This is a genomic window from Arthrobacter sp. SLBN-112 (assembly GCF_006715225.1).
Lineage (GTDB): Bacteria > Actinomycetota > Actinomycetes > Actinomycetales > Micrococcaceae > Arthrobacter.
This window is the reverse complement of the sequence record NZ_VFMU01000001.1, coordinates 3,217,569-3,241,125: the sequence shown is the minus strand read 5'-3', so window position 1 is coordinate 3,241,125 and position 23,557 is coordinate 3,217,569. Positions and strand designations below refer to the sequence as shown.

Annotated in this window: 19 protein-coding genes and 1 pseudogene; 11 read left to right on the top strand and 9 right to left on the bottom strand. The window is 64.6% G+C overall.

The window, feature by feature from the left end; all coding sequences use genetic code 11:
• Positions 1-70: 70 nt before the first annotated feature.
• A complete protein-coding gene (locus FBY33_RS14900) occupies positions 71-832 on the bottom strand; it encodes an SDR family oxidoreductase (protein ID WP_142031223.1) in 762 nt (253 codons plus the stop codon).
• Between the two features lie 124 nt (positions 833-956).
• Entirely contained in the window at positions 957-1,682 is a 726-nt protein-coding gene (locus FBY33_RS14895; protein ID WP_142031222.1) for a beta-ketoacyl-ACP reductase, read from the bottom strand.
• A 153-nt stretch (positions 1,683-1,835) separates the two neighbouring features.
• On the opposite strand from FBY33_RS14895, the gene FBY33_RS14890 reads away from it, so the two are divergent.
• From FBY33_RS14890 to FBY33_RS14875, 4 genes are read left to right on the top strand one after another with little or no spacing between them, the layout of a single operon-like run.
• Positions 1,836-2,267 (top strand): DUF3099 domain-containing protein, encoded by a 432-nt coding sequence (locus FBY33_RS14890; RefSeq protein WP_142031221.1) that lies wholly within the window; start codon positions 1,836-1,838, stop codon positions 2,265-2,267.
• Entirely contained in the window at positions 2,264-2,533 is a 270-nt protein-coding gene (locus FBY33_RS14885; protein ID WP_142031220.1) for a hypothetical protein, read from the top strand. The genes FBY33_RS14890 and FBY33_RS14885 overlap by 4 nt, the downstream gene beginning before the upstream one ends.
• Positions 2,534-3,412 carry an SURF1 family cytochrome oxidase biogenesis protein gene (locus FBY33_RS14880; protein WP_142031219.1) on the top strand — a complete coding sequence of 293 codons (879 nt, stop codon included), beginning with the start codon at positions 2,534-2,536 and terminating at the stop codon, positions 3,410-3,412.
• Positions 3,413-3,415: 3 nt separating this feature from the next.
• Entirely contained in the window at positions 3,416-3,889 is a 474-nt protein-coding gene (locus tag FBY33_RS14875) for a YbaK/EbsC family protein (protein WP_142031218.1), read from the top strand.
• A gap of 161 nt (positions 3,890-4,050) precedes the next feature.
• Here FBY33_RS14875 and FBY33_RS14870 read toward each other — a convergent pair whose 3' ends face one another.
• Entirely contained in the window at positions 4,051-5,649 is a 1,599-nt protein-coding gene (locus FBY33_RS14870; RefSeq protein WP_056333766.1) for an ABC-F family ATP-binding cassette domain-containing protein, read from the bottom strand.
• 211 nt (positions 5,650-5,860) lie between these two features.
• On the opposite strand from FBY33_RS14870, the gene FBY33_RS14865 reads away from it, so the two are divergent.
• Positions 5,861-6,925 carry a spore photoproduct lyase family protein gene (locus tag FBY33_RS14865; protein ID WP_142032912.1) on the top strand — a complete coding sequence of 355 codons (1,065 nt, stop codon included), beginning with the start codon at positions 5,861-5,863 and terminating at the stop codon, positions 6,923-6,925.
• 22 nt (positions 6,926-6,947) lie between these two features.
• Here FBY33_RS14865 and FBY33_RS14860 read toward each other — a convergent pair whose 3' ends face one another.
• The 3 genes from FBY33_RS14860 to FBY33_RS14850 all read right to left on the bottom strand — a co-directional run bounded on the left by FBY33_RS14860 (position 6,948) and on the right by FBY33_RS14850 (position 10,921).
• The gene (locus tag FBY33_RS14860) at positions 6,948-7,961 is read right to left on the bottom strand and encodes a DUF808 domain-containing protein (protein ID WP_142031217.1); all 1,014 of its coding nucleotides are present in this window, start codon (positions 7,959-7,961) and stop codon (positions 6,948-6,950) included.
• A 90-nt stretch (positions 7,962-8,051) separates the two neighbouring features.
• On the bottom strand, positions 8,052-8,489 hold the full coding sequence (locus FBY33_RS14855; RefSeq protein ID WP_142031216.1) for a VOC family protein: 438 nt from the start codon (positions 8,487-8,489) through the stop codon (positions 8,052-8,054).
• Positions 8,490-8,524: 35 nt separating this feature from the next.
• Positions 8,525-10,921, bottom strand: coding sequence for an Ig-like domain-containing protein (locus FBY33_RS14850; protein WP_160141966.1), 2,397 nt, complete (start codon positions 10,919-10,921; stop codon positions 8,525-8,527).
• Positions 10,922-12,092: 1,171 nt separating this feature from the next.
• On the opposite strand from FBY33_RS14850, the gene FBY33_RS20375 reads away from it, so the two are divergent.
• The 5 genes and pseudogenes from FBY33_RS20375 to FBY33_RS14805 all read left to right on the top strand — a co-directional run bounded on the left by FBY33_RS20375 (position 12,093) and on the right by FBY33_RS14805 (position 19,415).
• Positions 12,093-16,382: an RHS repeat domain-containing protein gene (locus FBY33_RS20375; protein ID WP_160141965.1), complete on the top strand. Its 4,290-nt coding sequence runs from the start codon at positions 12,093-12,095 to the stop codon at positions 16,380-16,382.
• 570 nt (positions 16,383-16,952) lie between these two features.
• A pseudogene (locus tag FBY33_RS20745) lies at positions 16,953-17,207 on the top strand (AAA family ATPase); the annotation flags it as partial.
• A gap of 191 nt (positions 17,208-17,398) precedes the next feature.
• Positions 17,399-18,043, top strand: a complete 645-nt coding sequence (locus tag FBY33_RS14815; RefSeq protein WP_142031215.1) for a biotin transporter BioY — start codon at positions 17,399-17,401, stop codon at positions 18,041-18,043.
• Between the two features lie 11 nt (positions 18,044-18,054).
• Positions 18,055-18,786 (top strand): energy-coupling factor ABC transporter ATP-binding protein, encoded by a 732-nt coding sequence (locus FBY33_RS14810; protein ID WP_142031214.1) that lies wholly within the window; start codon positions 18,055-18,057, stop codon positions 18,784-18,786.
• Entirely contained in the window at positions 18,783-19,415 is a 633-nt protein-coding gene (locus FBY33_RS14805; RefSeq protein ID WP_142031213.1) for an energy-coupling factor transporter transmembrane component T family protein, read from the top strand. Before FBY33_RS14810 ends, FBY33_RS14805 begins: the two co-directional genes overlap by 4 nt.
• A 3-nt stretch (positions 19,416-19,418) precedes the next feature.
• Here the strand turns inward: FBY33_RS14805 and FBY33_RS14800 are convergent, their stop codons facing one another.
• Both FBY33_RS14800 and FBY33_RS14795 read right to left on the bottom strand, forming a co-directional pair.
• Positions 19,419-20,606 carry a thiolase family protein gene (locus FBY33_RS14800; RefSeq protein ID WP_142032910.1) on the bottom strand — a complete coding sequence of 396 codons (1,188 nt, stop codon included), beginning with the start codon at positions 20,604-20,606 and terminating at the stop codon, positions 19,419-19,421.
• 4 nt (positions 20,607-20,610) lie between these two features.
• Positions 20,611-22,017 (bottom strand): class I adenylate-forming enzyme family protein, encoded by a 1,407-nt coding sequence (locus FBY33_RS14795; protein ID WP_142031212.1) that lies wholly within the window; start codon positions 22,015-22,017, stop codon positions 20,611-20,613.
• Positions 22,018-22,075: 58 nt separating this feature from the next.
• Here FBY33_RS14795 and ypfJ point away from each other — a divergent pair, with 58 nt between their 5' ends.
• Positions 22,076-22,957: a KPN_02809 family neutral zinc metallopeptidase gene (gene ypfJ / locus FBY33_RS14790; RefSeq protein ID WP_142031211.1), complete on the top strand. Its 882-nt coding sequence runs from the start codon at positions 22,076-22,078 to the stop codon at positions 22,955-22,957.
• A 255-nt stretch (positions 22,958-23,212) separates the two neighbouring features.
• Here the strand turns inward: ypfJ and FBY33_RS14785 are convergent, their stop codons facing one another.
• Positions 23,213-23,545: a metal-sulfur cluster assembly factor gene (locus FBY33_RS14785; protein ID WP_018761278.1), complete on the bottom strand. Its 333-nt coding sequence runs from the start codon at positions 23,543-23,545 to the stop codon at positions 23,213-23,215.
• Positions 23,546-23,557: the final 12 nt, after the last annotated feature.

Below are 23,557 nucleotides of genomic sequence, written 5' to 3'. Positions count from 1 at the left end.
CGAGATGGCAGTTCGCGGCGGTGTTCGGAGTGAACATCGCCGCGAACTGCCATCTCGTGGAGTGGGCAGCCTAGCTGGCGGGCTGGGCACCCTTGCCGAAGTAATCTGCTCCGCCGGCGTACTCGGTATGGCCGGACTCGACGTCGGCCGTTGCCATGCTTGCCACAACCTCCGCGAACTCCTCCACGGAGTACAGCTTGCCGGCTTCCGCACGGCGGGCCTCGATGGCGCCCGGGGTGGAGCGGTCCAGGAGCGTGGCGGTGACGGTTCCCTCGATCATGTCGCCGGACACCACTACCAGGGAGATGCCCTTCTCGGCCAGGTTGGGGATCAGTTCGCGCAGCGCGTCCTCACCGGCACGCTTGCTGCGGGCCACCGGCTCGTAGGCCTCCATGGTGGGCACCGTGTTGATGAAGTGGGCCTGGTGGCTGGTGACGAACACCACGCGGGAGCCTTCCTGCATCAGCGGCACAGCGGCGTTGAGCATGTTCACCTGGGCGTCGCGGTTCAGCTTGAGTGCGTAGTCCGCGCCCATGCCGGTTTCCATGCCGCCCGAGGCGTTCAACACCAGGATGTCCAGCGAACCGAAGTTCTCCATGGCGGCGGAGGCCAGGGCCTGCACGCCTTCCTGGGTGGTGAGGTCCGCGCCGACGGCCACGGCACGGCCGCCGGCGGCCTCGATGCCTTGGACAACCTTGTTGGCGCGCGGCGCCTTCTGACGGTAGTTCACTACGACGGCGGCGCCCTGGCCGGCGAGGATCCTCGCCACGTCAGCGCCGATGCCCCGTGATGATCCGGTAACGATGGCAGTCTTGTTGTCGAGCAGTCCCATATGAGCTCCCTTTGTTCGAAACGTCTAAATCCCTGATGGTCTGGAGTCCATCATGCCAGTGGGTGTTGGTGATTCTCTTGTGTGACTCCCACAAAGAACCCCCGCACCCGGTGTGCTGAGAAGGTCAGTGGCCCATGCCCAGGCCGCCGTCCACGGGGATGACAGCGCCCGAGATGTAGGCGGCCTCATCACTGGAAATCCAGCGGACGACGTTCGCGACTTCGGAAGCTTCGGCAAAACGGCGGGCGGGGATGCTGGCCAGGTAGTCCTTCTGGGTGGCTTCCGGAAGCTCTGCTGTCATGTCCGTATTGATGAAGCCCGGCGCCACCACATTGGCGGTGATGCCGCGCGAACCCAGCTCGCGGGTCAGCGAACGGGCGATGCCCACCAGGCCGGCCTTGGATGCGGAGTAGTTGATCTGGCCCGGTGCGCCGTAGAGGCCGGAGACCGAGGAAATGAGGACAACGCGGCCCTTGCGGAGGCGGATCATGCCCTTGGACGCGCGCTTGATGACACGGAAGGCGCCGGTGAGGTTGGTGTCGATGACTGAGGTGAAGTCGTCTTCACTCATGCGCAGGAGCAGCGTGTCCTTGGTGATTCCGGCGTTGGCGATGAGGACTTCCACAGGCCCATGGGCGGCTTCCACTTCCTTGAACGCGGCATCCACGGAAGCCTCGTCAGTGACATCGGCCTTGACGCCCAGGATTCCCTCCGGCAGCTTCGATTCGCTGCGGTACGTCACGGCCACCTTGTCGCCATTGGCCTGGAACGCTTCAGCAATCGCAAGCCCGATGCCGCGGTTTCCACCGGTGATCAGGACGCTGCGGGGGGCGGTGGCTGCTTCAGTCATGTAGAGGCTCCGGTATTCTGCGGCACGGTGCACCGCGGTAGAAGAGGGTGTTTTGGCTGACTTTGATCTTAGCGTCCCGCCCCGGCAAGGGTTTGGGCGCCACTGCCGATGGTGAGAGAATTGATGCAAGCCTTTGGAGCGTGATCATTCACCGTGACCCTTGAAAACCATGCGGGACAATCCGCGCCTGGACAACCAGGCCGGTTCTCCGGCGACTCGGAAGTCCACAGCATCACGGATGCTGCTGAAGCGCATTCCGAGGACATGCGCCAGCGCATGATCAAGTACGCGCTGGCCATGGGCATCCGCATGGTGTGCCTGATCATGATCTTCGTGGTGGATGGCTGGCTCAAGATTTTGATGGTTGCCGGGGCGGTCTTCCTGCCGTGGATAGCGGTGGTCATCGCGAACGGCAGCGACAAGGCGGAGGGGCACAGCGACCTGCTGCTGGACTCCGCGCCGCTGGCGGAGCTAGAGAGCCCGCCCACTCCTCCCGCCGATGAGCACGGCAACGAGGTCCTGCAGGGCGAGCTCATCAACGAGGACGACGAAACACCAACCGGGCAGGAGCGGAAGGCATCATGAGTATTTTCGACTTCGCCGCGGGAACCGGCTCCACGATGAGCGAATCTGCTGCTGTCTGCTCCCGCAAGGCGTGCCGGTCGCAGGCCTCGTGGCAGCTTCTGTGGAACAACCCGAAGATCCATACCCCCGAGCGCCGCAAGACCTGGCTTGCGTGCGGAGACCATCGCGAGTGGCTTGAGGATTACCTTCAAACACGTGGCCTATGGAAGGAAACCGTGCCGCTCGGGGACAGCCGGGTATCCGGTGCCTTGGCGCAGGACATCTGAATGTACCGGTTCCTCTTTTCCAGCAAATGGCTGGGCTATCTCCTGCTGGCCGCGATCTTTGCCGCCGCGTGCGTATTTTTGGGCCGCTGGCAGATGGACCGGCGTGCGGAGACGCTGGCCGAGATCAACCGGGTGGTCAGCAATTACTCGGCCACCCCCATCCCCTTTGCCCAGGCACGGGACCAGTTCAACCAGCTTGACCCGGCCAAGGAGTGGACCCAGGTTGAGCTGAAGGGCTCCTACGATGCGGCTGGCCAGCGGGTTGTCCGCAACCGGCCCCTGAACGGCCAGCCCGGGTACGAGGTGGTGGTCCCCTTCCGCCTCACCACCGGCGAAACGGTGGTCATCGACCGCGGCTGGCTGCCCATCGGAAACAGGAATCCGGGGAGCCCGGATTCGGTGCCGGCACCCCCCTCCGGTGAGGTCACCGCCGTCGTCCGCCTGAAGCATGGCGAGCCGGAACTTCAGCGCGGGGCGCCCGAAGGCCAGCTCGCGTCCATTGACCTGCCCACCTACGCCGCCCAGCTGGGCTATCCGCTGCTTACGGGCGCCTACGGCCAGCTTGCGTCGGAAACGCCTCCGTCCGCCGACATGCCCGTGGCGTTCCCCAAGCCGTCCACCGACGAGGGGACGCACCTGTCCTATTCGCTGCAGTGGTTCGCGTTCGGTGTGCTCATGTTCGTCGGCTTCGGCTACGCGGCCCGTCAGCAGGCCCGGAATGCAGCGATCGACGCAGAGGACGAAGAGGAAACGCTGCCGGACGGCGCCGTCCATTCAGCCGTCCCTGCCGCCCGCCGTCGGTCCGCCCCGCCGCGCAAGCGGAAGAAGGCGACAGCGGAGGAAGAAGAAGACGCCCTCCTGGACGCGCAGGGGTACTAGGGCATGGAGTACGACGGCGGCCCGGTCGCGTTGGTACGCTCAGCCCTGCTGGAGGCCGGCGTTGGCGATACGGTACGCATCTTCCCTGACGGTGTACCCACGGCATCCGCGGCTTCGGAGGCGCTGGCATGTGACCTTGCCGCAATCACCAACAGCCTGGTCTTCGATCTCAGCGGCGAGCCTTTGTTGATCCTCGCCAGCGGCGCAGCCCGCGTGGACACCAAGCTGGTGGCTGGGCAGTTGGGTCGCGGCAGGATCCGCCGCGCCTCCCCCGACTTCGTCCTCGAACATACAGGCCAGCAGGTAGGCGGCGTCGCGCCGGTCGGGCACCCGAGAAAGATCAGGACACTGCTGGACTTGAGCCTCCAGGACCACGAACTCCTCTGGGCCGGAGCGGGAGAGCACACAGCAATGTTCAGCATCACCTACCAGGCCCTGCTCCGGATTACCGGGGCTCTGGAACTGAAGGTGCGCTGAACGGAAGGCGGTAGGCCGATACCCTCAAATCCTCCTGCCCAGGCCCACAGGAGAGCTCCAGCCCTGGGAATGATCGGCGGCGGTGACCGCATCCAGGCAACGATGGTCTTCGAGCGCCTCTGACAGTTCGCGACGGAACCGCTGCTGACAGTCTGTGCAGGCTAGGCCAGGGTGATCAGGTCCAGGTAGTCCTCGTTCCAGAGGTCCTCAACGCCGTCGGGAAGCATGACCACGCGTTCGGGGTTCAGCGCTTCAACAGCGCCTTCGTCGTGGCTGACCAGGACCACGGCGCCGGTGTAGTTGCGCAGGGCGCCAAGGATCTCGGCGCGGCTGGCGGGGTCGAGGTTGTTGGTGGGCTCGTCGAGGAGGAGGACGTTGGCGCTGGAGGCCACGATGGTGGCCAGGGCCAGGCGCGTCTTCTCGCCGCCGGAGAGAACGCCGGCGGGCTTGTCGACGTCGTCACCCGAGAACAGGAATGAGCCCAGGATGCCGCGCACCTCAGCGTCCTTCATGTCCGGCGCCGCGGAGCGCATGTTCTCGAGAACCGTACGGTCGTGGTCCAGGGTTTCGTGTTCCTGGGCGTAGTAGCCCACCTTCAGGCCGTGGCCGGGGATGACCTCGCCGGTGTCCGGGGCGTCCACGCCGGCGAGCATGCGCAGCAGCGTGGTCTTGCCGGCACCGTTGAGGCCCAGGATGACCACCTTGGAACCGCGGTCGATGGCCAGGTCCACGTCGGTGAAGATTTCCAGTGAGCCGTACGACTTGCTGAGCCCGTCCGCGGTAAGCGGGGTCTTGCCGCAGGGTGACGGATCGGGGAACCGCAGCGCCGCCACGCGGTCCTGCTCACGGACGGCTTCCAGGCCGCTGAGCAGACGCTCGGCACGCTTGGCCATGTTCTGCGCGGCGACGGCCTTGGTGGCCTTCGCCCTCATCTTGTTGGCCTGGTCCATGAGGACCTGTGCCTTCTTCTCCGCGTTGGCGCGTTCACGCTTCCGGGCCCGCTCGTCCGTCTCCCGCTGCAGGAGGTACCGCTTCCAGTCCATGTTGTAAAAGTCGATCTGGGCGCGGTTGGCGTCCAGCAGGAATACCTTGTTGACGGTGGCTTCCAGCAGGTCGGTGTCGTGGCTGATGACGATGAGGCCGCCCTGGTGATTCTTCAGGAAGTCACGCAGCCAGGCGATGGAATCGGCGTCCAGGTGGTTGGTGGGTTCGTCCAGGAGCATCGTTTCCGCATCGGAATAGAGGATGCGGGCGAGCTCCACGCGGCGCCGCTGGCCGCCTGACAGCGTTTTGAGCGGCTGGTTCAACAGGCGGTCAGGGAGGGCCAGGTTGGAACAGATTGAGGCAGCCTCGGCCTCGGCGGCATACCCGCCGGCTGCGAGGAATTCGGACTCCAGCCGGTCGTACCGGTTCATGGCCTTGCGCTGGACGTCCGCATCTTCGCTGGCCATTTCGTCATGCGCTTTCCGGAGCTTCCCGACGACGATGTCCAGGCCGCGGGCGGAGAGGATCCGGTCGCGTGCCAGCTGCTCCATGTCCGGCGTGCGGGGGTCCTGCGGCAGGTAGCCGATTTCTCCGCTGCGGGTCACCTTGCCGGCGGCGGGAAGGCCCTCGCCTGCAAGGACACGCGTCAGGGTAGTCTTGCCCGCGCCGTTGCGGCCCACCAGGCCGATCTTGTCCCCTTTATCGATGCGGAAGCTCACCTGGTCCATCAGGAGCCGGGCACCGGCACGCAGTTCGAGATCCTGGACAGTAATCACAGCAGGTAAGGCCTTTCACAACAGGGAACGCCACGGTCCGCGCACATAGTACGAAGGGACGCCAGGGCAGAGTGGCCGGAGAACGGCACAATCCAGTCTACCGTCCGGCAGGGCAGCCAATTTTCAACAACAGCATGCGGCGCGAGGTTTCCTGCTGATGCCGTGGGCTTAACGCGGCCTGCTGCTCAGGAGGGTCATGGAGAATGTCGTCATGGAGTTCGATCGGCTGTTCCAAATCCGGCGCATCTACGCCCAGGCGGCCGCCTTGGAGCTGCCCAGGGGCCAGGAGGTTGTGGCACGCTGGCCGGATGCCGACGTCGTACTGGTTGAAAACCATTGGAACATCCCAGACGTCCATGGTGATGAAGCCAACGTCCCGCGCTGGTCACGGATCAAAACGGAGGCGCTGGTTCTCGGCGTCAAGAAGTCCCTGTCCGTCAAGCCGAACGGCCGGTCAGCGGACTTCATCGCGCCCTCCACGGCGAACGGGTGCGCCATGGCGTGTGCCTACTGCTACGTGCCGCGGCACAAAGGGTACAGCAACCCCGTTACCGTGTTCGCCAATATCGACCAGATCGCCGCGACGCTCGAGCGGCACGCCACCCGCCAGGGGCTGAAGCTGGAGCCCAATCAGTGCGACCCGGAGCTGTGGGTCTACGACATCGGCGAGAACAGCGACTGTTCGGTTGATGCGCTGATCAGCGACAACGTGGAGGATCTCGTCACGCTCTTCCGCGAACTACCCAACGCCAGGCTGTCCTTTGCCACCAAGTTCGTCAACCCGGCAATGCTGCGCTGGAATCATGGCGGGCATACCCGGATCCGATTTTCGCTGATGCCCGCAGACCTGGCGAAGTCCGTCGACGTCCGGACCTCACCGGTGGCGGAACGAATGGCAGCCATCAACGACTTCGTTGCCGGCGGGTACCAGGTGCATGTGAACTTCTCCCCCGTCATTGTCACGGACACCTGGCTCGCGGACTGGGAGCAACTGCTGCGCCAGCTCGACGCAACCCTGACGCCGGCAGCCAAGGCACAGCTGGCCGCGGAGGTCATTTTCCTGACGCACAACGAGCAACTGCACCAGGTCAACCTGGGCTGGCATCCGCAGGCCGAAAACGTCCTGTGGCGTCCCGATCTTCAGGAGTCGAAGACCTCGTCCAATGGTTTCAACAACGTCCGCTACCGGTCACGTGCCAAGGCGGGCTACGTGCGGCAGTTGACGGGGCTCATCCAGGACATTGCTCCCTACTGCCGCATCCGCTACGCGTTCTGAAACGCGCAGCGGATGCCACGTCTCAGTCTGTGTGCTCGTCGGGCCCGTGACCGGCGTTCCCGGCCGGAGCGGTGGCCTCTTTGTGTCCGCCGTTCGCCTTGCCGAACGGCAGCACTTTCAGCAGCGGGCCCACGATGGCCAGGACGACGAGCCCCCAGGCGAGCCCGATAACTGCGGAGCACAGGGTGTCGACGAGCCAGGCCAGGAAGCCGCCGACAACCGCCACGCCGGCTACCGGGTGCTCGAGTGCATGGATCAGGTCATAGGGTGCGTGCCAGCCCAGGTCGTGCACCCCCTGCACCATGATGTGGCCGCCGACCCAAAGCATGGCGACAGTTCCTACGAAGGTAATCGCAGCAAGCACGGCGGGCATTCCCCTGACCAGCAGATGCCCGAAGCGCTTGGCACGCGGAGAGTCCTTCGCGGCCAGGTGCAGGCCGATGTCGTCCATCTTGACGATCAGGGCGACGGCCCCGTACACGAGCACAGTAATGGCGAAGGCCACCAGGACCAGGATGAACGCACGGACCCAGATCGACTCGGTGGCCACCTCGTTCATGGAGATGACCATGATTTCGCAGGACAGGATGAAGTCTGTGGTGATGGCGCCTTTGACCACCTTGGCCTCTGCATCGTGTCCGCGTTCCACCGCCGGGGAGTCCTCGTCCTCATGGTGACTGCCGCGGAGCTTGTGCCAGACCTTCTCGGCGCCCTCGTAGCAGAGGTAGGTGCCGCCCAGCATGAGGATGAACGGGATTACCCAGGGGACGAACGTGCTGATGAGCAACAGCGCCGGCAGGATAATCAGCAGCTTGTTCCGGATGGAGCCCCAGAAGATCTTCTTGATCATCGGCAGTTCACGGGACGGGTCCGAGCCGGACACATACTGCGGGGTAACAGCGGCGTCGTCGATGACTACGCCGGCGGCCTTGGCCCCTGCCTTGGCGGCGCCGGCGGCGACGTCGTCGACTGATGCTGCCGCGATGCGGGCCAGAGCCGCAACGTCGTCGAGCAGGGCAACGAGACCGCCGCTCACAGTTGGCCTCCGCACAGTACAGCAACGGACCGATGGGCATTAAGGGCTGGGTGCTTCTTGGGCATGTTCGGAGTATATTGCAGCAGGCGGTCAGCCCTTCTTCAGTTCCTCGGCAAGCATGACAATAATTCCGCTCGGTCCCCGGACGTAGGTGAGCTTGTAGACGTCTTCGTAGGTCGCCACCCCGCGCAGGGGGTGGCAACCGTGCCTGGCCGCAATTTCCAGTGCGGCGTCGATGTCGTCCACAGAGAAGGCAACGCGGTGCATGCCGATCTCATTGGGCAGGGTGGGCAGAGTTTCGATCGCTTCGGGGTGGATGTACTCGAACAGCTCGAGCCGGCCCTGGCCGTCCGGTGTCTGAAGCATGGCGATTTTGGCATGGTTGCCATCGAGGCCTACGGCCGTGTCGGCCCACTCTCCACTGACGGTCTGGCGGCCCAGGACAGTGAGACCGAGGTCGGCAAAGAACGCTATGGCCGCTTCCAGGTCCCGGACAGCAATGCCGATGTTCTCCAGTTTGATGGGCATGCGGCACACGTTACCAAGTCACTGGAGTCTGGTCCCTACGACCAGGAGATATAGGCGCCGCCCGGGCTCACGTGGATGATGCCACCTTGATAGTTCTGGGCCACGCTTCCGTCGTTCCCCGTCTTGTATTCATCACTTGTGGGGTAGCCAAGCCGACCTGATTCAAAGCCTGTGGAGGCCCAGATTGTTCGGATGGCCCCGACGGAGATGTGGGCCCCTGTTGCCGGCGACCACATGATTGCGCCGCCCTGGTAGTTCTGGAACGAACCGCCGTCCTTGAGCCCGCCAATCTCATCGGTGACCGGGTATCCGAGCCTGCCGTTTTCATACCCTGTGGCCGCCCACGAACCCCGGATCGGGCCAGTTGAAACATGCGCCCCTGTTGCCGGGGACCAGATGATCGCACCGCCCTGGTAGTTCTGGAACGATCCGCCGTCCCGGAGCCCGCCAATCTCATCGGTGACCGGGTATCCGAGCCTGCCGTTTTCATACCCTGTGGCCGCCCACGAACCCCGGATCGGGCCAGTTGAAACATGCGCCCCTGTTGCCGGGGACCAGATGATCGCACCGCCCTGGTAGTTCTGGAACGATCCGCCGTCCCGGAGCCCGCCAACCACGTCGGTGACCGGGTATCCGAGCCTGCCGTTTTCATACCCTGTAGCCGCCCACAACCCACGGATCGGGCCAGTTGAAACATGCGCCCCTGTTGCCGGCGACCAGAGAATGCAACCGCGTTCAAAACACTGGTACGCGCCGTTGTCCTTCAGGCCGTACACCTCTGCCGTGGTGGCTGAACCAAGAGCGCCGTTCAGTGAGGCTGCCTTCTCAGCGATGGGAGTCTGCGCGGGCGGAGGCGCGGCCGTGGTGAAGGTCCAGGTCTTGTCCGCGGCCAGGGCGTTGCCGGCAATATCCTTCACACCACTGGTACCGCCCTTGATCGTCGCTGTGTACTCGGTAGCCGCTGCAAGGTCCGCACCAGGGTCGAGGGCTGCAACTTTGCCAGAGACGCCGTAGGACACGGTCGCTGTCACGGGCGTCGTCCCGTTGGTCAGCGTAAAGGTGCCCGATGTGACCGTGGAGGCGTCAATGCCCTCCGAGAACGTCCCTGTTACATTGGCCGTCACCGCTACACCGGTGGCACCGGCAGCGGGTGACGTGGCGGTCACGGTCGGAGCCGTGATGTCACTTCCCCCGCCCGTGGGATCGTAGTAGTGCCAGTACTGGCTTGTGGCGTTAACGTCTGCAAGCAGCAACAGGCCGCTGTCCACCGTGCCCCACGCCGCACTGTTGACGTTCTGCTTCGTCGACGTCACGTTGTGAACAAACTGGTCGGCATCGACGATGCGGGCAGTCTTGGTGGTGGTAAAGCTGATCTTGTCCAGCGGTGTGGACTTTTCGTAAACCGCACCGCCGGAGCTGGTGCAGACACCGGCGTCGGCAGTGCCGGACGGCTTTGGATAGGTGGCGAAGGTACGCAGCTTTTGGGTGCTCTCGTCAATCATGACAATCACCCGGTTGGGGCACTCCGCCACGGTGGCGATCGTGTGCGCGGACCATGTGGTGCCGCTGAGGGCCAGCAGCTGGATCAGCGGCTGCGACGCGGACGTGTACGACGTCTTGATGGCCGCGAACACCCGGCCGCCCGAGGAGTCCAGCCACTTCAGGTTCATGTGGTCATCGCTGCTGCGCTGCCCGGACACAGCCGCCTCAGGAGTGCTCCAGGCAGTATTTGACGCCCCATCCACGTGGTAGCTCCAGTACATGCCGTCGGTGGAGTCCCCCACCTGCCGGCTCCACATCACACCGATCTTCCCGTCAAAGGCAATCACGGCCGATGTATCGTCCACGGAGACGTTGCTCATTGATCCGGGAACCTGGAAGGGCGTGCCCCACGTCTTGCCGTCTGTGGCCGTCACGTTAAGGTAAATCCTGTTGTCCTCCTGCCAGCTGGACCAGACCCTGCCAGTGGAGTCCTTGTCAATGGTCAAGACTTCAACTTTGGAGTTGTTGATCTGGCTGGAACCGAGCAACGTGTACTTCCCGGTATCAGAGTCGTAGCTGTACCGGCGCATCGTGCTGGGGAAATTGGGCTCAGCCGGCAGCTCGTCATCCACGAACTTGTAGCTTGCGACGTACAGCGTCTTCCCGTCCCACAACACGTCATGATGGGTGTCCGCCCGTCCATCCGTGGCCATGCCGGTATCCACCCAGGAACTGGTCCCGGCGTTGAACCGGAAGATGTGGAAATCGGAGGTGGCAGAGTCCCACAGGTTCCCCCACCAGGATCCGTCGTTGAACCACAACACGCTCGTGGCGCGCTTGGTGCCCGTGGGCGTGCCCGTGCCGGAATGCGAGGGACCCGCAACGCCAACGTCACCCGTGTCGGCCGACGCCGGGATCGGTACCACCACGGCACAGAACGCAACGAACATCGCTGTCAAGAGTCCGTGGAACCGGAGATGCGACCACCGGCGCCGGCGGGGGCCAGCCAAACGATCAACACCCCGAATCACGAAAAGAAAGAAAGCCCGGGCACTGGTACCACGCCCGCGCCCGCCGAAATACGGATAATTGAACAATTTAGCCCCCCCGAGTTTAATGCCACCGCAATTCCCAGTTCGTTCAGTGTTGTTGCTCCAGGCATCCAAAACAATCCCGGGCTCCCCCTAATTAATGCCCCTACTCCCCAGCGCGCCGGCCGGCTTCGAAAGCGTCCCACGCTTGGGGGTTGGCGCGGCCCCATTGCAGTAGAAAGGTTTCAGTCGAAATTCACCTGTACGGGCTTGAACCTGAAAGGGCCTCCACACCCGGGCCCAAAGGGATGTTCGCCGGTTGATTCTGTTTGTATTGGCAGGTTGCGGAATATGCGGTGGCCCGACAGATCCGCGGCTTCTACGTAAATCGACGTGACGCTGACAGGGGGGTTCAAATAGGGCGGGGACTGAGGAACCAGCCATTTTTCCCCAGCGTTACCTGCCACTTCTTGAGGAATGCAGCCATCCCCGAAACATGCAGCTACTGACCCCGGTGGCCCTGAAAAGGCCAACTCCACGTCACCTGTGTAGGCATAACCTACCGCTGGGCAGGGCCTGCCCGTGGAAAGCATGTGCCCTGTCAGGGTGGGCAGTGCCAACGCTCCGACAACCACGACGATGCCAAGCAGGAGAATGCCCGGAGGCCTCATAGTGGGAGCCTGGCCCGTGTCCGACCCCCGAGCCCCGCCAAAGGTACCTCCGGGGAGTCAGTGCTGGGATTCGCGCGGGTTTGTCCAAGGTTTTGATTAAGATAGTTGCTGGCCGGCGAGTGGAGGTTTAGCGTCGGGGCATCACGCGGTTGGGGGGGTCGGGCTTTCGGTAACTGGGGATTGCCGCGGATCTGTTCGTAGAAAGTTCGTGGGGGATGTCTACTGTTCAGGGCTCGATTCGTCCTGCCATTTTTCGGCCTGTCCCGGCTGGTTTTCTGGCCATCAGGGCTGTCATCACCGCTGTTGTTGCTTTCGGCATTACGATCGCTGGGCTGAGTGCACCCGCTTTCGCCGTTCCTGAGATTGCGGGTTCTGCCCCTGTTGCTCCGGCGTCTGTGCAGGCTCCCTCGGTGGTTCCGATGCAGTCGACTCCTTCGGTGCAGTCGGGGGTTTTCGTTCCCACCCCCGGCAGGGTGGTGGATACACGGGAGGGACTTGGCGGGATCACGGGCCCGTTGACACCGGACACCTGGTATCCCTTCCAAATCCTGGGTATGGCCGGGGTTCCCACCACTAACGTCGATTCGGTGATGGTGACGTTGACCGTTGCAGGCAGTACCGGCGCCAGTGCCGCCCAGGTCGTCCCGAACACTGCACGGCAGCGGGAGACGACTGTGCTGTTCTCCGGGATTGGTGACACGGCGTCCAACTCAGCAATCGTTGCCGTCGGCAGCGACGGCAAGCTTGCACTGATTGCCAGCACATCCCAGCAGTACATGGTCGATGTGCAAGGCTACTTCACGGCAGGAGACACTCCCGCTCCCGGCGGATTCGTATCCGTACCAGCCAGCCGGGTCGTCGATACCCGCGTTGGCATCGGCTACCCGGCAGGCGCCTGGACCGGTACGGGGATAAAAAGCCTGACGTTGAAGGGGAAGGGCGGCGTGCCGGACACGGCGACGGCGGTCTTTGCGAACATCACCGTCATCAGCACCGATGCTCCCAATCCAATCCTTGAAGCGCGTCCCGGTGGCGGGTTCGACGCCGGTGGAGGCTCGGGAACATCCCTGAATTACAGGGGAAATGACATTACGGCCGTTGCCGCGGTACTGAACCTCAACGCGGCGGGCGTGGTGGATATCAAGCACATCGCCTCGGCTGTTGGCCTTCAGGTAGTCATCGACATACAGGGCTATTTTGACGGGCAGGTTTCCAACAGTTCCTTCACCACTGTTGAATCAAGGATCTATGACACCCCGGCGGCTCATACCCCGATCCCGGCCGGTGGCAGGGTTGAGGTACAGATTGCCGGGGTGGGTGGCCTTCCTGCAGCGTCAACGAACCTGGCAGGTGTGGTCATGAACGTCACGCCCCTCAGCTCCGGGTTCGGCTTTTTGCGGTTATGGCCTTCCGACGAGCCCGAATCAGATGTCAGCATGGTCAACTACACGGCGGACTCGGTGTCCAACACCGTCGTCGTGCGGCCCAGCGCCACCACAGGAACGATCAAGATCTATAACGAAGGCGCCAGTTCCGTTGACGTCATCCTTGATTCGCAGGGCTGGTTCAGCAACCCGAACCTGTTGCCACCAGTGACCGTCAACGGCGCAGAATCCGGGTCAAGAGGCAAGGCCTCGATGGTTTCACACACCCTGACCGACACAGCGAAACTCGCGCTGAACCCGACGAACGGGAATGCCGTGCTCACGGGCCGGTTGTTCAATGTCCGCGGGATCGGGCAGGACGTGAACGTCGCCTGGCGCTACAACTCCAGGTACGACCACCGACCGACCCTGTCCATGGGCCGACTGGAAACAGCCCTGCGGATCGACCCGATGACCGGGAACATGATCTACACCGCCCCGGACGGTGGCTGGTACACCTTCATCAACACCGCGGGTGCCTTCACCATGGCCCCGGAACTAAACGCCTCGTTGACCAAGATCTCCACCACGGAATATTGGCTGCGGTTCAACGACACCGGGATCACCAACGTCTACCAGGACGACGGGACCAATTTCGCCCTGGTCCGGTCCGTCGATGCGAACACCACCAACCCGAACACCGTGACCTACGCCTACGGTAATGGCCGCCTGACGCAGACCACTGATACCCAGGGCCGGACTGTCTCGTACGTCTATAACGACACGAGGAACCTGAACCAGCCCTCCGCGGTCACGGACAACTCACTGAACCGGACCGTGAGCATCGAATACGGCGGCGGTGAAGGGCGGATGTCCAAGATCACCGACGCCACCGGCGCCATAACCACCTTCGCCTACGCCAACGGGAAACTGAGCTCCTTCACCGACGGGCGCACCAACGTCACCGCCCTCGCCTACGCGACAGATGGGTGGGCGAACACTATCACCTACGGCCAGGGCTCGACCGCGGCCGCGACCTGGACCCTGACGCACAACACGGACGGCAGCCTGGCCTACCTGACCGACCCGAACAGCAAACAAACCACCTACACCCTGGACGCAAGCAAGACCGGCGTCCTGACGAGCACCGACCCGAACGGGAACAATTCATCGGCCACCTTTGACGGCCACGACAACCGGCTGACCACCACCAACGGTCTGGGCCAGACCACCACGGCGGCGTACAACGCCACCAATTCCCTGACAAAGATCACCTCCCCGCTGGCCGGTTCCACGGGCACCGCCGGGGACGTATCCTTCACCTACCCCACAGCGGTCGGGGACCCACTGCTGAACTACCGCCCCGACACCTCCACGACCAGTGAGGGCAACACCAGCACCATCCAGTACGACCCGAACACCAAAAACCCGTCAGCGATCCTGACCCCTGACAACCTCGGCGGCACATCCCGGAAGTACTACCAGGGGGACGCCGCCGGCACGAGCTGTGGCGCCAAGTCCGGGTCGCTGTGCCGCTCAACCGACGGCAACGGCAACCAAACGACCTACACCTACGACGCGGCCGGAAACCCGGCCACCGTCACCCCGCCCACGCAGCTAGGGGCCACGACGTACACCTACGACGCGGCAGGCAGGGTCGCCACAGCTAAGGACGGCAAGAACCAGACCGCGACGTACACCTACGACAACAACGACCGCATCACCCAAATCCGCTACGCCGCCACCTGCGTACCGGCGACCTGCGTCGCCTACACCTATGACACCGCCGGGAACCTCACCACCAGGGTCGATGCAGCCGGAACCACCACCTACACCTGGGACGCCCAGAACCGGCCCACAGGCAAAACCATCGGCGGGGTCACCACCAGCGTCACCTACGACGGGGCGTCCAACATCCTCACCTACGTCGACCCGCTCGGGACAGTGACGTACCGGTATGACGGGGCGAACCGGCTGACAGCCCTGGCCGAACCCGGCGGCTCCTGCCCAGCCACCCTAGTGTTCCCGAACAGCACCAAATGCACCGGCTTCGACTACGACAACGCCAACCGCCGCACCGCCACCAAGTACCCCAACGGGGTGAAGAACACCACCACCTACGACGGGGCGGGCAAGATCACGGCCATCACCGCGACCAACACCGGCAACACGGTCCTGGCCAAACGCGCGTACACCTACACCCTGAACGGGGCCAAGGACGGCGCCCAGCGGAAGACCATGACCACGGACACCGGCGCGGTCACCACCTACGGATACGACAAACTCAACCGACTCACCTCCGCCGTCACGGGCACGGTCACGGAATCCTGGACCTATGACGCCAACAGCAACCGGCTCAGCGCAGCCAAGACCGGGACCGCCACCAGCTATTCCACCTACAACGCCGCGGACCAGCTCTGCTGGTACGGCCCCACCAACGGGAACTGCTCCACACCGACCACAGGAGCCACCAAATACACCTACGACGCGAACGGCAACTTCATCGACGGCGGCTCCGCCTCAAACGTGACCTACAACGTCTTCAACCAATTCACCGCCGGCACCAACGGCACCACCACCACGAACTACACCTACGCCGGCACCCGCAACGACGAACGCCTCACCGCCGGCTCATCCTCGTTCCTCAACGGCTCCCTCGGCGTCACCCAACAGACCAAGACCAGCGGAACAACCTCGTTCATCCGAGACCCCGGAGGTACGCTCATCAGCATGCGCACAAACGGCGGGGCAAGCTACTACTACACCACCGACGCGCTCGGCTCGACCATCCTGCTCACCGACAGCACCCAGGCCAAAGCCGCCACCTACAGCTACGACTCCTGGGGAGACGACACCGGCACCACCGGAACCAGTGCCGCCACCAACCCCTGGACTTACGCTGGCGGCTACAACGACACGACCAGCAACCGCATGAAATTCGGAGCCCGCTACTACCATCCCGCCCGCGGCCGCTTCACCCAACCCGACCCCTCAGGCCAAGAAATCAATGTTTACCTCTATGCGGGCGCTAATCCCATCAACAACACCGACCCGACGGGTCTGGACTGGTGCGACGCTTACGGGGTTTGTACTATCGACTCCCCCACATCCGGTTGCTATTCCTGGAATGCTTGCGGTGCGGCGACTGGCCCGAATCCTGTGCAGCAATGCTACGGGCAACTGATGGGCATCAACGCTGGTTCGGGAGCAATAATGGCCGGGGGTGCAGCTTGGTGGGCAAACTTCGCCGGGCCGGGAGGGACACTCGCCTGGGGTACAGCCGCCACCGGGGGAGCAATATTTGGCGCTGCTGCCGGTGTTTGGAGAGGAATTTTCGAATGCTGAATGGACGCAAACGAGCTCTGATCGTCGTGATCGGATCTATGATCGCTCTGGTGTTGGGATTCTTGGTGTTTGTTCTTTTCTACGGGATCCCCCGGTGGGGAGACGCCATCGTGTCTGCACTCTATCTGTTGCCCATTCCCGTGCTGGTGCTCCTATACTCCACGAGATCGCGGCGAAAGTAGGGATCCCTGATGGGGTTGAGTACGTCAAGCACCGAGTGGACCGTTGGTCACCTCATCTTGACAGAACGGCCAGAGAGCCCACGGTTACCTCGTCATCCTCCGTACTTGGCAGGCGCCGCGGGCCCCGGGTGAGTTGGGATACGCGGCTAAGTGAAGGCAGCGTACCGAAAAGCAACAGCTTGTCGAGACACCGGCGTCGCGTCTCGCAGAGGGGCAGAGGAACGCGTCCTGCCGGGCCGCACCGTGTCTTGGAAAAATGTCTCACCGCGAATCGTCTCAGGCCGGTGCTGGCTGAGGGTTGCTGAGGCACGATGACCGGTTGGGACACCTTGGGTATCTACGCGTCGGTAACATCGGGGCAGGACGCGAAGCTCCAGCTCGATGCATCCACCGCTACCGGGCCCTGGGTCGCGACGAGCTCCTGTTCGCCCTCGAACGGCACTGGAAACGAGTCGGCAGGCCACTCGATCCGGACGACTTCACCGACGCCCAGGCAATCGCCGCGATCGAGCGGATCACTCGCGGCAACTTCCGGCTGCTTGAACGACTCTTCCCTCGGATCACCCGTGTACTGAAGACCAACCAGCTCGAAAACATCACCGACGACGTGATCGAAGCAGCCGCCAGCACACTCGTTATTGGCGATTGGCGGCAAAGAGCGCAGGCAACAAACACCGCCAAAGCTCCGAAGTCCACATATTTGGAGGGTCCTTGTGCCCGGCCCAAAGCCCCGGGTCCCCTGTTTAGTAGATCCCCTACAAAATGAGCCCCGTTCCACCCCGGTAGCGTCGGCTGTACATTAGATTCCGCTTGTACAACCTCGACAGGACCACCATGAGCAACACCGATACCACCCCGAAGAACAGCCCGCGGACGGAGCGCCGCCGCTGGAACGGCACCGACCTGGGGCTCATCGCCGTTTTTGCCGCCCTCGTCGCCGGCGCGGCCCTGGTGCCGGGACTGGCCCTGAACGGCTTCGGCGTCCCCATCACCTTCCAGACGCTGGCTGTCATGCTCACCGGACTGGTGCTGGGCCCGGCGCGCGGTTTCGCCGCCGTCGGCCTGTACACCCTCCTTGGGCTCGCCGGCCTCCCCATCTTCAGCCAGGGCCGCAGCGGCCTGGGCATCCTTGCCGTGCCCTCCGCCGGCTACATCATCGCCTTCCCCATCGCCGCGGGCATCGTGGGATGGCTGGCCACTGTAGTGATCAAGCGCACCACCAAGGCTCGCGCCCTCTGGTTCTTCCTGTCCGCCACGGTCACCAGCATCGTGGTGGTGCACTCGCTGGGCATCGTGGGCATCGCCCTGAACTCCAAGGCAACCCTCGAGCAGGCCTTCCTGAGCGACCTCATCTTCTACCCGGGGGACATCATCAAGAATGTCCTCGCGGCCGTAATCGCCGTAGCGCTTCACCGGGCCTTCCCCGACGTCCTGGTGCGCCGCGTGCGCCGCCGTGCCCTGGCAACCGAAAGCGCCTAGGACCCATCGCCATGCCCGTAGTGACCTTTGACCAGGTGTCCGTCGCCGTCGAAACGGAGAACTCCCCGCAACCCAAAGTCCTCCTCGACGCAGTGACCCTCCGGCTCGAGGAAGCACGCGTGGGCATCATCGGCGCCAACGGCTCCGGCAAATCCACGCTGTTGCGCCTGGTCAACGGGCTCATCCAGCCAACCCACGGCAGGGTGGCGGTCGACGGCGACGACACAGTGCGTGCCGTGCGGAAAGTCAGGCGGAACGTCGGCTTCGTCTTCACCGATCCCCTCTCCCAGCTGGTGATGCCCACCGGCAGGGAGGACGTGGAACTGTCCCTGCGGCGCTCCGTGAAGAACGGCCCGGAACGGTGCCGCCAGGCTGAGGCAGCGCTTGGCCGGCTGGGACTCCTTCACTTGGCGGACCAGAGCATCTACGAGCTATCCGGCGGCGAACGGCAACTGATGGCGCTCGCCGCCGTGCTCGCCGTGGATCCGGCGGTGCTGGTCCTTGACGAACCCTCCACCCTGCTTGACCTGCGCAACCGCGAGCTGCTTCGTAGGACACTGGCCACCCTGGACCAGCAGATCATTATGTCCACCCATGACCTTGACCTGGCCTTGGAGATGGACCGCGTCCTGGTCATCGAAGCGGGCCGCGTGGCATTCGACGGCGCCCCCGCCGAAGCCGTGGCAGCCTACCGTTCGTGGTGCCTGCAGACCCTCCACCCGGCAGGACGGGAGGCGCAATGAGGGGCCACGGATTCCTCCTGGCCAACTATGTGCCGGGCAATTCCCTCCTGCACCGGACGCCACTGGCGCTGAAGTTTGCGCTGGTCTTCGCCTGCGGGCTGGCGTCCTTCATCATCGTGGACTGGCGTATTTCGGCAGCGGTGCTGGCCGTTCTCACCGGCCTGTTCCTGGCGGCCGGCACCGGCGTGAAGCGGCTGTGGGGTGCCGTCCGGCCGCTCGCCCCGGTGCTGCTGGCCATCGGCCTCTTCCAGTGGTGGCAGCTGGGCGGGCCCACCGCGACGCGGATCGTGCTGAACATCCTGGTCTGCGTCGTGGCAGCGTCCCTGCTTACCGCCACCACTCCAATTCAACGGCTCCTGGACGGCGTTGTCCGGGCGGCGAGTCCCTTCAAGAGGCTGGGTGCCGATCCGGAACGCTTCGCCCTGACCATTGGTATCATGCTTCGCAGCATCCCGTTCATCGCCGGTACGTTCGCCGACGTCCGGGACTCGGCCCGGGCCAGGGGCCTGGAACGCAACCCCCGGGCACTGGTGCTGCCGGTCTTCATCACCTCCGTGGCCTACGCCCGCCAAACCGGCGAAGCGCTTGCCGCCCGCGGCCTGGGCGAGGCCGAGGACCAGCCAACCTGAAGGTCAGGCTTGTGCCGGCACGCAGTACTCAAGCAGTGCCGCGGTCCCCATTCCACCGGCCATGCTGATCATCGCCAGCCCCAACATTCCTGGACGGCCGGCTCTCCGCGCCTGGGCCAGCAGCCGCGTCACCAGGACCGCGCCGGACGCGCCATAGGCATGTCCCAGCGCCAGCGCGCCGCCGTCCAGGTTCACCCGCCCGGCATCAATGCCCAACTGGTCCAGGCAGGCAAGTGTCTGGGATGCGAAGGCCTCATTGAATTCCACCAGGTCCACCTCCCCTGCTGATACGCCGGCTCCGGCCAGCACCTCCCGGGCCGCGGGGGCAGCACCAATCCCCAGCACCTGCGGGGCCACACCCGCGGTGCTTGTGCCGCGCACCAGCAGGCCATCGTGTGCCCCCAGTTGGCGCGCGCGCTCAAGGGAGGTAATGACGACGGCGGATGCGGCGTCTGCGTCGAAGCAGGAGTTTCCGGCAGTGACGGTTCCCCCCGGCACGAAGGCGGCAGCGAACCGCGCCATAATGGCGGGGCTGAGGCCGGCGCGCGGTCCGCCATCGGAGGAAACGGTCCCCGCAGCGGTGTCCAGCGGCACTATTTCGTCGGCAAACCGCCCCTCCCTGACCGCCGCCAGGGCTTTCCGGTGGCTGGCCAGCGCAAAGGCATCCTGGCGGTCCCTGCCCACGCCGTATTGCTCCGCCACTGTTTCCGCCGCGACGCCCATGTCCGGATCGCCAAAGCCCGCCGGCACAAACTGGGCGCGGCGGTAGAACTCCGGGCCGCCGTCGTCCTTCCGGTGGGCGCGCAGGGGCGCGGTACTGGTGCTCTCCACTCCCCCTGCCAGAAAGAGCGGGCTGCCACCGGCCGCAACGAGCCGGGCGGCGAGGACGATGGCGTCCAGGCCTGAACCGCATTGCCGGTCCACGGTGATCCCGGGCACGGTGACGGGCAGTCCTGCCTCCAGCAGGGCGAGCCTGGCCACGTTTCCACCGCCGCCCACTGCGTTGCCGATCACGACGTCGGCAACAGACTCCGGATCCAATGACAGTTCGGCGACCAGGCCGCGCAGGACCGGCGCCAGCAGTTCATGTGCCCGAAGGGTCCGAAGGGCTCCGTTGACGGGGCACACCGGCGTCCGGCGTGCGGCGATGATCACGGGCTGGCGGTCCGCCGGCAGGAGCCCGGCCGGCAGAATCTCAGCCACCAAGGGCCCGTGCCCTGGGGTCCCGGGCACTGATCCACTCCATCAGGAGGCTCCGGCTGACCTTTCCGCGGTCTGTGGTGGGAAGTTCCGGCAGGAGGTAGTACTGCAGGGGCCGCTTGTGCCGGGACAGGATGTCCTCCAGCCCGGCCCGCAGCTGCGTTGCCGTAAGCCCGCCATGGGACGCCACCACTCCCGCCACTATCCGCTGGCCCCGCAGATCGTCCGGCATGCCGGCGGCCACCGCTGCCGCAACGCCGGGGACTGCGGCCAGGGCCAATTCCACCTCGTGCGGGTAGACGTTCCGTCCGGCGGTAAGGATCATATCGGCGCGGCGGCCAAGGATGTGCAGCTCCCCGTCAAGAAGGTAGCCCTGGTCCCCCACCGTGTACCAGTCGCCAAAGGACCGCAGCGCCTCGCCGTCATCGCCCCACAGGTAGCCGTTGCTCACCATGCCGCTGCGGACGCAGATGTTGCCGTAGCCACCGGCCGGAACCACGGAGGCGTCGTCGTCCAGGATCCGGACGTCGACGCCGGGAAAGGGCCGCCCGATTCCGGTGCCGCCCGCGGCGGCGTCCTGCCCTGGGGCCAGGCCAAGGCCGGAGACGAAGCTCAGCTCGGAGGCGCCGTAGTACTCGTAAATGGTGGCGTTCGGGGCCCAGCGACGGGCCGCTTCAAGGGTGCGGGCGTCGAGCTTGGAGCCGGCACAGATGATGGTGCGGATTCCGGAAGCGTCCACGCACCCCGTCATCCCGCGTTCGCTGAGCATCCGCAGCATGGTGGGCACCAGGACCAGGCGCGTCACCCTGTCATGCGTGATGGCAGCGTGGACGTCGCCGACGTCGAACGTTTCCAGCGTCTGGAACTCGGACCCGGCGTAGAGGCATTCGGCCAGGGCGTAAAGGTTCAGGCTGGCGGCCAGCGGGCCGGGCGCCAGCGTGACGTCATCCTGCCGAAGCCCGAAAAACTCGATCGAGGCGTCGAAGGACTGCTGCCACGACCGCCGGGAACGCGTGAATGCCTTGGGCACAGACGTGGTTCCGGAGGTCAGGCCGATGAGGAAGCTGGCGTCAGGCGGGCCATCAGCCAGGCCATCATCCGGGGAGACCGGGGCCGGAACGGCGCAGGCCTCCACCCGCTGGACAATGTCCTCCTGCAGGGGTGCGGGCCAGGACGGATCCAGGACCGCGCATTGGCGGCCTCCGGCCACGGCGGCAGCGAACTTCACGGCGAAGTCCACGGAGTTGGACTCGCACAAGGTGGTGACTGACTTCGTTTCCGGCACCAGTCCAGCGGCGGACTCCAGCAGCTCCGCCCAGGCCAGGCGCCGCCCGGCGATGACCACGGCGGTGTCGTGCGGCCGTTGCCCAGCCCAGAGCTGGATCTTGTCGAGGAAAGGCACGAACCAACTTTACCGGCCGTCGTGGGTTGAGCCCCCGGCCCGCGGGTATTGTGACGATATGAGTTTCAATGACAACGTGCAGCTTGATCCCTCCCAGGTCCAGGACCGGCGGGGCATGGGCACCGGCGTGAAAATCGGTGGCGGAATCGGTGGCGGCCTGGTGCTGCTCGTTGCGCTCCTGCTGGGCATCAACCCGAACATGCTCGGAGGCCTGACTGACGGCGGAACCGCCGGACAGTCCCAAGGCACGGCGCCGGCCTGCAACACCGGGGCGGACGCCGATGCGCGGCTTGACTGCCGGATCACCGGCACCGTCAACAGCCTAAACGCGTTCTGGCCCGGCTACCTGAAGCAGTACAACGTGCAGTACCCCCGCCCGGAGGCAGTGATCTTCAGCGGCGGCACCAACACCGGTTGCGGATCCGCAACGTCCGATGTGGGCCCCTTCTACTGCCCCACGGACACCACCGCCTACTTCGATCCCGGTTTCTTCCAGGAACTGGTGGACCGCTTTGGTTCCTCCGGCGGCCCCCTGGCCCAGGAGTACGTGGTGGCCCACGAATTCGGCCACCACATCCAGAACGTCCTCGGCGACCTGGGGCGGGCGCAGCAGGATCCGCAGGGACCGGAGTCCGGTTCCGTCCGCACCGAACTGCAGGCCGACTGCTACGCAGGCCTATGGGCCAAGTACGCGTCCACCACCCCGGATCCCGCCACCGGACAGCCGTACCTGGAACCGCTCACCGAGCAGGATGTGAACGATGCGTTGTCCGCCGCCGCATCGGTGGGCGATGACCGGATCCAGAAAGCAGCCACCGGCCGGGTCTCTCCTGAGGGCTGGACGCATGGTTCCAGTGAAGAACGCCAGCGCTGGTTCACCCGGGGCTACCAGTCCGGCGACATGAAGCAGTGCGACACCTTCAGCGCCGCCACCCTCTAACCCCATCGATTGCTCCCCACCGGCCCCTAGCCTCGCAAGCTCGGCCAGGGAACCCTGCCGGCGTGGGCCCACATACCTGCCGTTTTCACGCGTGATAACGACAGTTATGGAGCAATCGATTGGTGGTGGGTGGGCCCACGCTCCCGAGGGGCCCCAATCGAGCTTGCGAGATTGGGGAGGGAGTGGGGAACGACGACGGCGGGTCACCTTCCCCTAGGAAGGTGACCCGCCGTCGTCGTACTAAAGCCGTGGGGACTAGATGTTGAAGCCGAGGGCCCTCATCTGGTCCTTGCCATCGTCGGTGATCCGCTCGGGACCCCATGGCGGCATCCATACCCAGTTGAGGCGCCAATCGTCCACGACGCCATCCAGCGCCTGGCCTACCTGCTCCTCGAGCACATCGGTGAGCGGGCAGGCAGCGGTGGTGAGGGTCATGTCGATCAGGAGCGCACCGTCGTCGTCGGAGTACTTCAGGCCGTACAACAGCCCAAGGTCCACGACGTTCACGCCGAGCTCAGGATCGATGACGTCCTTGAGCGCCTCTTCGACGTCCTCCAGGGCCGTACGGCCCGGCTTGATTTCGGTCATGACAAGTCCTAA